Raw genomic sequence first — 14196 nt, 5'->3', positions numbered from 1 at the left:
CCCAGAACTATGCTGCCCTTGTCGGACGATCGAAAATGCGCCGCCCGAACAGGCTCGCCGCCATCTCCACCAGGACGCGGGCGCTCTTGCCGCGGTCATCGAGGAACGGATTGAGCTCGACCAGATCGAGCGACGAGACGAGGCCGCTGTCGGACAGCATTTCCATGATGAGATGGGCCTCCCGGAAGGTCGCGCCGCCCGGTACGGTCGTTCCGACACCCGGCGCTATATCCGGATCGAGGAAATCGACATCGAAGCTGACATGCAGCAGGCCGTTGGCGGCGCTGATCGTGTCGAGCACCCGGCGCATGATGGCCGCCACACCCTGTTCATCGAGGGAGCGCATGTCGAAGACATTGACGCCGTGCTCCTGGATTTCCCGGCGTTCGTGCGGATCGACGGAGCGTATGCCGACCTGGAAAACCTTCGTCGGATCGACCAGCGGCCGGTTGGCTGGCAGGATATCGGCAATCTCGGCTTCGCCGCAGAAGAAGGCGACGGGCATGCCGTGAATATTGCCTGAGGGCGATGTGGCCGGGGAATTGAAGTCCGAATGCGCGTCCAGCCATAGCACGAACAGCGGCCGGCCGACCTCAGCCGCATAGCGTGCCATGCCGGAGACGCTGCCCATGGAGAGGCTGTGATCGCCGCCGAGGATCAGCGGGAAGCTGCCGGATGAGGCGACTTCGTAGACTTTGGCTTCCAGAGCACGGGTGAAGGCGCCGACGATCTTCAAATTATGCGCCTTCGGATGATCCGGCAAATCGGCGGCGGGAGCCGGATGCAGGTCGCCGCTGTCGGTGACGCGGTGGTCGAGCTCGGTCAGCATCGTCTCGATGCCGGCGATACGCAGGGCCGTCGGGCCCATGCCGGCACCACGGCGGCCGGAGCCTTCCTCAAGCGGTACGCCAATCAGCGTAATGGATGTGGATTCTACGTTCATCGGCGGCGCTCCCATCGGTGTATAACCCCTGAAAAATGCGAAATGTTTTTCGGAAAGGCTCAAGATACAAATCGGCTGTCGATCTCAATTATCATCTGGGGAGATGACAGCAAAAAGATGGAAAATTGTCGAAAATTGACTAGTCTTTTACAGATTGAATAGTGCCATTTAGCAGAATGATAAGTCCATGGACGATCTCGATCGCGACCTCCTGAGCGCGCTGCGCCACAATGCCCGCACTTCCGTCTCATCGCTGGCGGCGGCAACCGGCGCCTCGCGCGCCACTGTTACCGCGCGCATCGAACGGCTGGTCGACAACGGCACCATCACCGCCTTCACCATCAGAACCGGCCATGAAGCCCGTTCTGCCGGCGTGCGCGCCATCGTTATGATCGAGGTGCTCGGCAAGATGGCGGACAAGGTTGCCGAACAGCTTCGCGGCCTGCCTCAGGTGAGGGCGCTGCACAGCACCAACGGCAAATGGGATTTCATCGCTGAACTGGAAGATCGCGACCTCGCATCCTTTGACGAAACGCTGCGTCGTATCCGGCTGATCAATGGCATCAACACGACTGAATCTAATATCTTGCTGAAGACGAGCAAGATGGGATTTTGATCATCCCTTCCAGCGAGACACCACCCGCGCTTGCCCTTCGACGCTCCAGCCCCATTCGACAAGCTCTAGAGGCTTCCGCACCTCAGGTGAGGGCTGATCTCTTACGCGTTCTAAAACTCTCTCCACCTCACTCTGAGGTGCTTTGATGCTTGAGCGTCGGCGAAGCGGCAAGGCCTCGAAGGGTGAGGTAGCCGCGTATTGGCTTGCGTAGAAAGTCGCGTGATCTCGTCAATACTCATGCTCATAGACGATGCCGGCTTCGCCCGCGCCGTCCGAACCGGCCGCTCCCCGCAGCTTGACGCCGCGCCCGACGTCGAAATTGATGATCGCCTTGGTGTTGTTGGAAGCACCCTGCTGCAGCTCGATGTAGGTGCGCTTGTTCAGATATTTTCCGGCGCCCACTTGCGCCTGGCCCTTTGCGTCCGTCGTGATGTCGAGATCGTCGACGCCGAGATGGCTGCGCAGGCCTTCGAACAACGAGGTGGAGCGGCCGCCGGCGAGCTGGCTTACGGCATCGGCGAGCTGAGCGATCTGCAGGGCAGAGAGCTTCGACATCGATTGTCCGAAGATCAGTTGTGCCAGCACCTCGTCCTGCGGCAGGGCAGGGGAAGAGGAGAAACTGATCTTCGGGTCGGTGGCCAAACCGGTGACATCGACGGTAATGGTAGTGGAGTTCACGCTCGACGTGGCTTCCATGTCGAGGGCAGGCGTCAGGTCGCCACCGAAGGTGATCTTGCTGGTATTGGTGAAATCCAGGCGGCGGCTGAGGATAGTCAAGCGCCCGCGCCTCATGGTGAAACCGCCGGAGACGATAGGATCGGCCGCGGTGCCTCGGACAGTGATGCTGCCGCCGAGTTCTGCATCGATGCCGCGGCCACGAACGAAGATCTGCGAAGGTGCATCGAGTTGCAGATCGATGCCGAGGGTAGTGGACTTATTGCGCGGGCCTTGCGGCTGCCGGCCCTTGAACTGGGCGCTGACGGCGGCCGGCGCATTCCTGTGTCTGATGTTGATCTCGGAGAGCGAGGCCGGCAGCTTTTCCGGCACGGTAATGGACGCCTTCGCGAGCGTCAGATTGCCCGTGAGCACCGGGGCGGTCAGAAGCGGTCCCCTGATGCTGAGCGTGCCGTTGATGGTTGCGGTCACCAGCGTGCCGTCGACATAGGTGGCGTTGTTGAATCTCAACTGGATATCGGCGGGAAAGCCGCTGTTCGGAGCGATGCCGACCGTGCCGCTTGCAGATACGCTGCCGCCGCTGGCGAGATTGCCGTTGAGCCGCGAGATCACCGCCTGCCTGCCGTCGAGGGTGACGGTGACGGCAAGGCCGTTGAGAGTGAGGTTGCGACGGACATCGACGAGCTTCGCGCCGTCGGTGGAGACCGAGCCTGTGATGACGGGTGCCGTGGTCGTACCAGCGATCTGCAGGTCGATCCTCGCTGCGCCTGTCATGCTCAGCCCCTGGGCAGCGAGTTGTCCGGCCATCGCATCGAAAGGCAGAGTGCCGGAGAACTTCATCGCCAAGGCCTTGTTGCCGGCAACGGCAACCGTGCCGCCGCCATTGAGCGCCAAGCCATTCTGGCCGGTCAAGTTGGTGTCGATGGTGACGATATTGTTGGCGAACTGGCCATTTGCCTTGATGCCGAGCGGGCCGAGGCCGGCCGATTTCGTCTGGCTGGTCGCCGCCCCTGACCAATTGGCCTGAAAGCCGACAACGGGTGCGGCCGGCTTACCGGTCACCGTCACCTTACCGGAGATCGTGCCTTCGGCGGCAAGCGTCGGTGCGAAGACATTGGCGAGGCTGGTGGGCAGGTTGGCGATCTCGGCGGTGATGTTTAGCGCTTGCCCAGCCGTGCCGTTGACCGTCACCGAACCGCCGCCGGTCTGAATAGTTAGGCCGTTCAGCGATGCCGTGCCGTCCTTGATGGTGATTTTGGTCGGCGAGGCCAGTTTGACCGGGATGGTGCGCGGTGCGCCGGCGAAATTGTCGAGGCTGACGACCGTCTGGCCACCTCCGGTCTCGACATTGCCGCTGGCGGTCAGCGGAGCGTTGTCATAGTTGGACTTGAGATCGAAAACCGTGCGGCTGCCCTGCTGCGTGAAGGTCAGCGCGAGATTGGCAATGCGGTTGGCGCCCGAGGCGATGGCATCGGCGCGGATGCTGCCATTGGCGGAAAAGGCCTTGAGATCGTCGACCGTCAGCGCGATGGAAGGCTTGTTGATCGAAAGATCGTCACGGCGGATGCCGCTGCCGTTGGCATCTACCTTCAGGCCGATCTTGCTGTTAGCGCTGGAGAGATCGACCGAGCCCTTGAGATCACCCTCAGCTTTCTGCCCGGCCAGGGCGGCGAGCAGGCTGAGGTCGGGAAGATCGAAATTCAACGCGCCTGACGGTTCGAAACTCGGTGATAAATCCAGCTTGCCCTGCAGCTTGTTGGGGCCGACTTCGACGGCAAGGGCGGGGATGCTCGTGCGGCCGTTCTGAGACGCGGCGTTGGCGTTAATGCTGATCGGTTTGCCTTCGATTGCGCCGTTTGCCTGTATGCTTGCCTGGGGCGCATTCGGATCGGCCGTTCCGGTGAGCGCCACATCGAGCGTGTCCAGCAGGCGGCCGGCGAGCTTGACGTTGACAGCCTTCACCGTCGCTTCGATGCCGAGCGCGCTCAGCTGCCCCTTGGTCTTCAGACCGATATCCGCCTGTCCCTCTGCATTCGGGACAAGCTTGGAAAGATCGAGCAGTCTGCCGGTGATGTTCGATGTCAACGTCTGGCCATCGAGTGCCGCATTGCCGCTGATCTCGCCAACATTGGATTTCAGAGCCAGGTTGGAGAGGTTCATCTTCGTCGGCACGGTACCGGCAACCTGACCTTCCAGCGAGATCGTCCCCTCGAATTTATCCGATACGCCGTCCGGCAGCACGGCCGGCAGCGCGAAGATCTTGAAGTTGCCGGTCAGCGCCTTCGATGACAGCGTATATTTGCCGTTGATGGTGCCGCCGATGCTGGCGCTCTCCAGCGTCGTGTTGTTGAAGCCGATCGTGTCGGGCGAGAGCTGCAGAGGCGCAGTCAGCGCGATCGGCGCACGGATCAGGCGGTTGAGATCGGGGCTGGTGAAGGCGGTCTGGCCGATGACGAGGCGAAGCTGCAGCGGGCCGGACCCACTGGTCAGGTTGAAGGCGTCGCTCTTGGCGCTGAGGTTCACCTGGCTGATCTGGCCTTGCGGCATGCTGGCGCTGTCGAGCGAGGCCTTGGCATCGATCTTCACGGACTGCGCGGCGCCCGTCAGCGCAACATCGACACGCGAAATCATCGCCCGCACTTCGCCGCTTTCCATCGGCCAGCGGAAATCGACAGGACCGGATGTGCCGAGCAGGTTGGCGTTGAGGCTGTTATTGCCTGAGGGATCAAGCGTGCCGGAAGCGGCGATGACGACGCTGCCGGTGGCGAGATTGCCGGTCTGGATGTCGATCTTGCCCTTGCCGTCGAAGGTGGCGGCAAGGTCTATCGTCGTCTGGCCGGTGAAGAGGGGGCGAAAGGTCGGCGGCAACAGCGAGTCGACGTCGCCTCCGCCTTTGACGTCGATATGGTGCAGCCCGTCCGCGGAAATGGCGTGATGGCCCTCGATCGACACCGTCGGCTTGCCGTCGAGCGCGGCTTGTAGCTTGCCGGCCCAGTTCGACAAGGGGCCTTCGCCGGAAAGGTTGATATTGATCGCTGGGCCGCCCGGCAGATGCAGCATGCCGGCGAGCATGCCGTCTCGCGGTTCGGCGATTTCGGCTTTCAGGTTCAGCCGGTTTTCCGCGGGTGCGAAAGCAATATTGGTGGAAAGCTTGGCGTCAGGGACGTCCCGGCGATTGGCATCGAGGATAAGGTCGATGCTGCTGCTGTTGGCCTTGACACTGCCGTTGGCGGCAAGCGCGAAATCCTGGCCGGCCACGGCTTGCCCGATACGCAGATTCGGCAAGGCGATGGCGCCGATATCGACCGCGATGGGCAGCGAGAAGCCTTTGCTCTCAGTCGTCGTTGCTTGGGGCGCGGCGTTGGCGGTCGTGACGGGCAAGCGTTGAAAATCCACGGCGCTGGCGGCAACACGATCGGCACGGAAAGTGCCCGTCAGCAGTGAGATCGGCGACCAGTCGATGGCGATATCCCGAACCTTCGCGCAGGTGCCCTTGGTATCGGCAATCGCGATCGAGCCGACCCGCAGGTTGCCGGTCAGGAGCCCCGACGGCTCGGTGATCGTGATGGTGTGGTCGGGCGTCGAAACGAGTTTCGCCACCTGATTGACGGCATAATCGGTCGCGGCGGGCACGAAGCCGACGATGAGCACGGCGGCGATCGCAAGCGCGAGGATTGCCACAACCGCATAGGCGATGAGGCGCACCAATCTGCCGAGAATTCGAATCAACGTGCTCATGAGAGCGACAGTAACCTCAATTTTGTAACCGCGTGCTGAACCGTCTCCGACTGTACGGCTTGTCAGAAGGCTTGGCCTATGCCGGCGTAGATGCCGTATGCCGTGCCATTTGGATATTTGTTGAGTGGGACGGCAACGTCGAGCCTGATTGGGCCGAAGGGCGTAGCGTAACGCACACCGACGCCCGCGCCAATGCGAACATCGGAAAAGTCAGGAAAAGTGCTGCCGGTGACGCTGCCCATGTCGACGAAAGGCACGATGCCGATCGTATCGGTGATCTTGACGCGGGCTTCAAGAGAGGCGGTGGCGTAAGAGCGGCCACCGAGTGCGTTGCCGCTGGCGTCGTAGGGTGTAATTTCCTGATAGGCGTAGCCGCGTACCGAACCGCCGCCGCCGGCATAGAAACGCCGGGTCGCTGGAATGTCCGCGATGCTGTTGGCGCCGATCAGCGAGCCCAGAGAAAGCTTGCCCGCGAAGACGACATTGTTGTTGGCGCCGATGCCCTGATAGCCAGAAATCGAACCCTCGAAAGAACTGAACACCGAGCCGCCCATAGTTTCGTAGCTAGGCGTGGCGCCGATCGAGGCGCGGTAGCCCTGGGTCGGGTCCAGTTTGTTGTCGCGCGTGTCCCTGACATATTCGAGCGGGATCGCCAGCGTCAGAAAGGTTTGTTTGCCATAGGCGTCGGTGGTGTCTTTCTCATAGCTTACTTCGCCGCCGCCGGAGACGGTATCCTGATCGGATAGCTCGTAGGCAAGACTGCCGCTCGCGGTAATGGTATCGGCATCGTAGGCATCCGGATGCAGGCTTTGCATCTTCAGGCCGGCGGTCAGGGTTGCCGAGGGATAGAAGGTCGCGGGTCGGACATAGGTGATGCCGGCGCTATAGTCGAGCTTGCCGACATCGGTCGTTTCGCCGATGCGGGAGACCGATCCTTCGATGCGTAGCGAGTCCGCCCTGCCCGTCAAGTTGCGATGGCCCCAATAGCCCTGCAAGCCAAAGCCGTCGATGGTGGAATATTGTGCGCCGAAGCCGAAAAAGCGCTGCTTGCCCTCCGATACTTCGATGGTCATCGGGATGCTGCCGTCCGGCGCCAGCTTGTCGGCCTCGCGGATGGTGACGCTGGAAAAGACACCGAGCTTGCGAAGGCGGTCGGAGGCTTTCTTCAGTTCGTCCGGTGAATAGGGCTTGCCCTCGTTGATGCGGGCATAGCGCTTGATGAAATCCGGATCGACCGACTTCTGGCCGGTTACGCCGACATTGCCGATAGGCGCCATCGGGCCACTGTCGATCTTCAGCATCACATCGACCCGATGGGTGTCGTGGTCGGCGATGACATCGCGCTTGGTCAATTTTGTAAGCGGATGGCCTTGATTCTTGAAGTCGGCAACGATCTTGTCGCCGGCCTTGAGAATGGTCAGCGAGCCGGCATCGCCGCCGGGCACGAGCCCGTATTGTGCGGGGTCGAGGCTTTTCGCATCGCCGAGCAGGCTGATCTTGCCAAGCGTAAAGATCGGGCCGGGATCGACCGAGACGGTCACGGCCACCGGCTGCGAACGGCTGAAGCTGGGGTTCGGCGGCAGCGCGTCGATATTGGTGCCGTTAACGGTGATGGTAACCACGCCACCATAGCGCGCTTTTTCGTAGAGGGTGGCGATCAGCCGGTCGCGATCGTCGCGCGCCTTGATGACGACGCCGAGGTCGCCGGAGACGGGCTTCTTCTGGTCGGAGACCAGCATCGAGCTTTCGGTCAGAGCCTCTTTGAGATCCTTATCGAGATTGTCCGTCTTGAAGTCGACGGTGTAATGAACCGGGTCAGAAACCTCATTAACCGTCTCGTCTTCGCCCCAGAGCCTCATGCCGAACAGCTTGAAAGCAAGTGCGTTTCCAGCATAGAGCGGGCCGAGCGCAATCATTGCCGCAACCGCCACTACGGTGCCTGCTCGCCGATACGCAATACTCTTCCTCGGGCCCGTTCTTTTACGCATACGCCGCTTTACGGTTATGTAAGAATTTTCTCAGTTTGGCGTTTCCCCCGGGTTAACGCGCGGCCACCATAGAGGCAAAAGCGTCCCGCGTGTACCACTTTAGAGTCAAAAAACGTACAAGGGACCGCTTCCGAAACGAAAAATCCCGGATTTTCATCCGGGACTTAGGGCTATCTCAGCGATCTAATCAGAGGAGGTGATGGTCGCCATTTCCATCATCGCCGCGTTCGATCCAGCGTTGAAATTTGCGTCATTTCCGCCCGATCGAAGGCAGATTTGCATCGTCTTAGAGATGAGAAAACGATGGCTGGAATCAAAAAGTCCCGGACCTCAGGCCCGGGACTCCGACATGTCGATGCGTGCTCGATCAGTAACCGCCACCGTAGTAACCACCGCGACGATAGCCACCGCGCGGGCAATCGTCGATGTAGCGACGGCCATAGCGGTCACGGTAGTAGCACTGGCCAGGCTGTTCGGCGACGCTGCCGATGACAGCACCCGAAACACCGCCAATCGCGGCGCCGACGGCTGCACCACGGACATTGCCGGTGACGGCGCCGCCGATGATGGCGCCGGAGGCAGCGCCGATGCCGGCGCCCTGTTCAGTCGGGGTGCAGCTTGCGATAGACAAGCCGACCAATGCGAGCATAAGAGCTTTCTTCATTTACTCTCTCCAACGTTAGTTAAGCCGGCACTCCGGCCAACGCCGTCCCAAATTTTTCAGCTCCACCACGATGGGCTGTCCTTGCAGTCCTGCAGCTACGAAGAAATACAGTGCAAAATATGTTTGTCCATTGGGCACTTGCGGTTTTTTTGGTGCTAAACTGGCGGCGTCTACATTCGGTAAACAAAGAAACGAGGCGGAGAGAAAAATCCAGCTTCTTCCTAAAGTAGAGGTTGATCGCACTTCAAAAAGTCAAATGATGGCTGTTGCCTCTGGAGGAGAGGCGAGGAGGAAAATATGGCAAAAGTGACGTTGACGGTGAACGGCCGGACGGTCAGCCGCGAATGCGAGGATCGCACGCTGCTCGTCCATTTCATCAGGGAAAATCTCGGTCTGACGGGAACCCATGTCGGCTGTGACACCACCCAATGCGGCGCCTGCGTGATTCACATGGATGGCAAATCGGTCAAGAGCTGTTCGATCCTTGCCGTGCAAGCATCCGGCTCCGATATTACAACCATCGAGGGTTTGGCCGCCAATGGCGAACTGCATCCCGTTCAGGCCGCTTTCAAGGAGCATCACGGCCTGCAGTGCGGCTTCTGCACACCCGGCATGGTGATGACGGCCGTCGACATGATCAACCGCCACGGCGGCGCGTTGGACGAAAAGACCGTGCGGGCTGAACTTGACGGCAATATCTGTCGTTGCACCGGCTACCACAACATCGTCAAGGCAGTTCTTTCTGCCAATGCCGAGATGCACGCTGCCAAGCAGGCGGCCGAATAAGATTTCACCGAGATTGTCTGGCGAACGCCAACGACTGCTTATCTTGGCGGATTGCCAGGCCCGGAACCCCAATGGGAGGATATCATGGGCGTTGAAGGCATTGGTGCGCGCGTTGCGCGCAAGGAAGACAAGCGATTTCTGACGGGCAAGGGGCGCTACACCGACGATATGGTGGCGCCGGGCATGAAATATGCCTATTTCGTCCGCAGCCCGCATGCGCATGCGAAGATCACGGGCATCGACGTGTCGGCGGCGCTGGCCATGCCGGGCGTCATTGGCGTGCTGGATGGCAAGCAACTGCTGGCCGATGGCATCGGCAACATAATCTGCGGCTGGATGATCCATTCCAAGGATGGTTCGCCGATGAAAATGGGAGCCTGGCGGCCGTTGGCGGTCGATACCGTGCGCTATGTCGGCGATGCCGTGGCGATCGTCGTTGCAGATTCGCTTGGCGAGGCTCGCGATGCGGCCGAGGCGGTCATGGTGGATTATGAAGAGCTTCCCGCCGTCACCGAGGCGGTCGAGGCGCTGAAGCCCGGCGCGCCGCAGATTCATCCGGAAGCTGCCGATAATCTGATTTTCGACTGGGAGCTCGGCGACGGCGCCGCGACCGACAAGGCGATTGCCGAGGCAGCGCACGTCACCGAGATAGAGCTTCATAACAACCGGCTGTCGCCCAACGCCATGGAGCCGCGCGCGACCCTCGGCATCTATGATGCCGGCGACGATCATTACACCTGCTACACCACCAGCCAGAACCCGCATGTGGCGCGGCTGGTAATGAGCGCCTTCTACAATGTCGCGCCGGAAAACAAGCTGCGCGTCATTGCGCCGGATGTCGGCGGCGGTTTTGGCTCCAAGATCTATATCTACCCCGAGGAGATCGTCTGTCTTTGGGCGTCGAAAAAGACGGGCGTACCGGTCAAGTGGACCGCCGACCGTACTGAGGCCTTCCTGACCGACGCCCACGGCCGCGATCATGTCTCGAAAGTGAAGATGGCTTTCGACGCACAAAACCGCATCACGGCGCTCAAGGTCGACACTATCGCCAATCTCGGCGCCTACATGTCACTCTTCTCCTCATGCGTGCCGACCTATCTCTACGCGACACTGCTTTCGGGCCAGTATGCGATCCCGGCGATCCACGCCAATGTCCGCACCGTTTATACCAACACCGTGCCCGTCGATGCTTATCGCGGCGCCGGGCGTCCGGAGGCGACCTATCTTCTCGAGCGCACGATGGAAACGGCGGCGCGCGAGCTCGGCGTTTCGCCCGCGGAACTGCGGCGAAGCAACTTCGTCCGCTCCTTCCCTCATCAGACGCCGGTGATCATGAATTATGACGCGGGTGACTATGAGGCCTCCCTCAACGCCGCCATGCAGCAGGCCGATTGGAACGGTTTCCCGGCCCGCAAGGTGGAAGCAGCGGCGCGCGGCATGAAGCGCGGCATCGGCATGAGCTGCTACATCGAGGCCTGCGGGCTTGCGCCCTCTCAGGCGGTCGGATCTCTCGGCGCGGGTGTCGGCCTGTGGGAATCGGCCGAGGTTCGGGTCAATGCGGTCGGAACGGTCGAGGTCCTGACCGGTTCGCACAGCCATGGCCAGGGTCATGAGACCACCTTCGCGCAACTTGTCGCCGACCGGCTCGGCGTGTCGATCGACACGGTTTCCGTCGTGCATGGCGATACCGACAAGGTACAGATGGGCATGGGCACTTATGGCTCGCGCTCGGGTGCCGTCGGCATGTCGGCGGTGGTCAAGGCGCTGGACAAGGTGGAGGCCAAGGCGAAGAAAATCGCCGCACATCTTATGGAGGCCGACGAAAGCGATATCGTCATCGAAAACGGCGAAGTGAAGGTGGCGGGCACCGACAAGTCGCTGCCCTGGTTCCAGGTGGCGCTGGCTGCCTATACCGCTCATAACCTGCCCGCCGGCATAGAGCCGGGCCTGAAGGAAACCGCCTTCTACGATCCGTCCAACTTCACCTTCCCGGCCGGCTGCTACATCTGCGAAGTCGAGGTCGATCCGGAAACCGGCAAGACCGAAATCATCCAGTTCGTCGCCGCCGACGATTTCGGCAATATTATCAATCCGATGATCGTCGAAGGTCAGGTGCATGGCGGCATTGCTCAAGGGGTCGGTCAGGCGCTGCTGGAAGGCGTGCATTACGATGCCAATGGCCAGTTGCTGACGGCGAGCTTCATGGATTACGCCATGCCGCGCGCCGACGACCTGCCATCCTTCAACCTGTCGCACCAAAACACGCCTTGCCCGAACAATCCGCTCGGGGTCAAAGGCTGTGGCGAGGCTGGTGCCATCGGCTCGCCGCCGGCGCTGATCAACGCGATCACCGATGCGATCGGTAACAATGCCCTGACCATGCCGGCCACGCCGCTGAAGGTGTGGGAAGCGGCGCGGGCCGTGGCCTGAGACAAGAGGAGGAGAAAACCATGTATGCAACCAACTATCATCGCGCCTCCTCGGTCGACGAAGCCGTCAAGCTTCTGTCGGACTCGCCTGAAGGCAAATATGTCGCCGGCGGCATGACGCTGATCGCCACCATGAAGCAGCGTCTGGCCTCGCCGAGCGATCTCGTCGATCTCCGGCATATCCCGACGTTGAAAGGCATCCGCGTCGACGGCCGCAGAGTGACGATCGGGGCTGCAACCACGCATGCGGAGGTCGCCTCTTCGGCGGCGATCCGCGCCGTCTGTCCAGCACTCTGCGATCTCGCGGGCATGATCGGCGATCCGCATGTCCGCCATATGGGCACGATCGGCGGCTCGGTCGCCAACAACGACCCGGCGGCGGACTATCCTTCGGCCATGCTGGGCTTGGGCGCCACCATCGTCACCGACAAGCGTCAGATCGCGGCCGATGATTTCTTCACCGGCCTTTTCGAGACGGCGCTGGAAGACGGTGAGTTGATCACCGCCATCACCTTCGAGGCGCCGGAAAAGGCGGGCTACGCCAAATTCCCCAATCCTGCCTCGCGTTATGCCATGACCGGCGTTTTCGCCACCGGCGGAGCGGGTGGCGCCCGGGTTGCAGTCACCGGCGCGGGTGCGGATGGGGTGTTCCGTCATGCCGGCATGGAGCAGGCGCTTGCTGCGAACTGGTCGCCGGATGCGCTCGCCAATGCAGTCGTCGATTCGTCGGCACTGATGTCCGACCTGCATGCCACGGCGGAATACCGCGCCAATTTGATAAAAGTCATGGCCAAGCGCGCTGTGGCCGTCGCATAAATCTCGCACAAAAAGGCCGGAAGGGCGGGCCGCCCGCTCTTCCGGTTTCGTGCGTTCTGGACATAGACTTGATTGTCAATTCTCGGTGATTGGCTATTCTTGTCTGGAATTGTTCAAAATTATGGGCCATTTGCCGCAGCAGGTGCGAAAGCGATGCGGAGGGGTTGACGTGCAGACCGGCAATCATGAAAAAACGGTCGCACGGTTCTGGAGCAGATGATGGATTTCGAAGCATTTTTCAAAGGTGAACTGGACGGTCTACACAACGAAGGCCGATACCGCGTGTTCGCCGATCTGGAGCGTCAGCGTGGCAGCTTTCCGCGCGCGACCTGGCATACGCCCGAAGGCCCCAAGGATGTAACGGTCTGGTGCTCCAACGACTATCTCGGCATGGGGCAGCATCCGAAAGTGATCGAGGCGATGAAAGAAGCCATCGATCACTGTGGCGCGGGTGCGGGAGGCACCCGGAATATTTCTGGCACCAGCCACTACCATGTTCTGCTCGAGCAGGAACTCGCCGATCTGCACGGCAAGGAAGCGGCGCTGATCTTCACCTCCGGCTACATCTCCAACTGGGCGACGCTCGGTACGCTCGGCGCGAAGATTCCCGGCTTGATCATCTTCTCCGACGCGCTGAACCATGCGTCGATGATCGAGGGTATCCGCTACGCAAAGTGCGACAAGGTCATCTGGAAGCACAACGATTTGCATGATCTCGAAGCCAAGCTCAAGGCGGCCGATCCCAAGGCGCCGAAGCTGATCGCTTTCGAAAGCGTCTATTCGATGGATGGCGATATCGCCCCGATCAAGGAGATCTGTGATCTCGCCGACAAATATGGCGCGATGACCTATCTTGATGAAGTGCATGCCGTCGGCATGTACGGCCCGCGCGGCGGGGGCATCGCCGAGCGCGAAGGGCTGATGGACCGGCTGACCATCATCGAAGGCACGCTCGGGAAGGCCTTCGGCGTCATGGGCGGCTATATCGCCGCCTCGGCCGCACTTTGCGACTTCATCCGGTCCTTTGCATCCGGCTTCATCTTCACGACATCGCTGCCGCCGGCATTGGCTGCGGGCGCCGTCGCCTCCATCCAGCATCTGAAGGTCAGCCAGTTCGAACGCGCCCGACATCAGGATCGCGTCCGCAGGCTGCGCGCCCAGCTCGATGCGTCCGGCATTCCGCATATGCCGAACCCGAGCCATGTCGTGCCGGTCATGGTCGGCGATGCCGCCAAGTGCAAGTGGATCTCGGATCTGCTGCTCGATTGCGGTGTCTACGTTCAGCCGATCAACTATCCGACCGTGCCGAAAAAGACCGAGCGCCTGCGCATCACACCGACGCCGCTGCACTCCGATGCCGATATCGAGCATCTCGTCGGTGCGCTGCATGCGCTCTGGTCGCGCTGCGCGCTGGCCCGCGCGGTGGCATAAGTCACGGCTTACGTTTTCATATTTTAGTCAGGGCGCGGAAATGCTGTTTCCGCGCCCTGACTTTTTAAACTTCGGGCGACGATCAGGATGTTTGCCAGGCCTGTAATTGA

Annotated in this window: 9 protein-coding genes; 5 read left to right on the top strand and 4 right to left on the bottom strand. The window is 61.0% G+C overall.

The window, feature by feature from the left end:
- Window positions 1-7 precede the first annotated feature (7 nt).
- Complete coding sequence (gene rocF / locus CCGE525_RS19560) at window positions 8-943, bottom strand: arginase (protein ID WP_120706505.1); 936 nt, start codon at window positions 941-943, stop codon at window positions 8-10.
- 187 nt (window positions 944-1130) lie between these two features.
- Here rocF and CCGE525_RS19555 point away from each other — a divergent pair, with 187 nt between their 5' ends.
- Window positions 1131-1559, top strand: a complete 429-nt coding sequence (locus tag CCGE525_RS19555; protein WP_120705729.1) for an Lrp/AsnC family transcriptional regulator — start codon at window positions 1131-1133, stop codon at window positions 1557-1559.
- A 228-nt stretch (window positions 1560-1787) separates the two neighbouring features.
- Here the strand turns inward: CCGE525_RS19555 and CCGE525_RS19550 are convergent, their stop codons facing one another.
- The 3 genes from CCGE525_RS19550 to CCGE525_RS19540 form a co-directional block, all read right to left on the bottom strand.
- Entirely contained in the window at window positions 1788-5972 is a 4185-nt protein-coding gene (locus tag CCGE525_RS19550; protein WP_120705728.1) for a translocation/assembly module TamB domain-containing protein, read from the bottom strand.
- A 62-nt stretch (window positions 5973-6034) separates the two neighbouring features.
- Entirely contained in the window at window positions 6035-7960 is a 1926-nt protein-coding gene (locus CCGE525_RS19545; RefSeq protein ID WP_120705727.1) for an autotransporter assembly complex protein TamA, read from the bottom strand.
- Between the two features lie 367 nt (window positions 7961-8327).
- The gene (locus CCGE525_RS19540; RefSeq protein ID WP_120705726.1) at window positions 8328-8624 is read right to left on the bottom strand and encodes a YMGG-like glycine zipper-containing protein; all 297 of its coding nucleotides are present in this window, start codon (window positions 8622-8624) and stop codon (window positions 8328-8330) included.
- Window positions 8625-8921: 297 nt separating this feature from the next.
- Here CCGE525_RS19540 and CCGE525_RS19535 point away from each other — a divergent pair, with 297 nt between their 5' ends.
- The 4 genes from CCGE525_RS19535 (at window position 8922) to hemA (ending at window position 14086) form a co-directional block, all read left to right on the top strand.
- Window positions 8922-9410, top strand: coding sequence for a (2Fe-2S)-binding protein (locus CCGE525_RS19535; protein ID WP_120705725.1), 489 nt, complete (start codon window positions 8922-8924; stop codon window positions 9408-9410).
- Window positions 9411-9494: 84 nt separating this feature from the next.
- On the top strand, window positions 9495-11840 hold the full coding sequence (locus CCGE525_RS19530) for a xanthine dehydrogenase family protein molybdopterin-binding subunit (protein ID WP_120705724.1): 2346 nt from the start codon (window positions 9495-9497) through the stop codon (window positions 11838-11840).
- Between the two features lie 20 nt (window positions 11841-11860).
- A complete protein-coding gene (locus tag CCGE525_RS19525; RefSeq protein WP_120705723.1) occupies window positions 11861-12655 on the top strand; it encodes an FAD binding domain-containing protein in 795 nt (264 codons plus the stop codon).
- A gap of 219 nt (window positions 12656-12874) precedes the next feature.
- On the top strand, window positions 12875-14086 hold the full coding sequence (gene hemA / locus CCGE525_RS19520; protein ID WP_120705722.1) for a 5-aminolevulinate synthase: 1212 nt from the start codon (window positions 12875-12877) through the stop codon (window positions 14084-14086).
- Window positions 14087-14196: the final 110 nt, after the last annotated feature.

The organism is Rhizobium jaguaris, assembly GCF_003627755.1.
In the GTDB taxonomy this organism is placed as follows: domain Bacteria; phylum Pseudomonadota; class Alphaproteobacteria; order Rhizobiales; family Rhizobiaceae; genus Rhizobium; species Rhizobium jaguaris.
The sequence above is the reverse complement of the archived record's forward strand: the minus strand, read 5'-3'. Positions and strand labels throughout refer to the sequence as shown.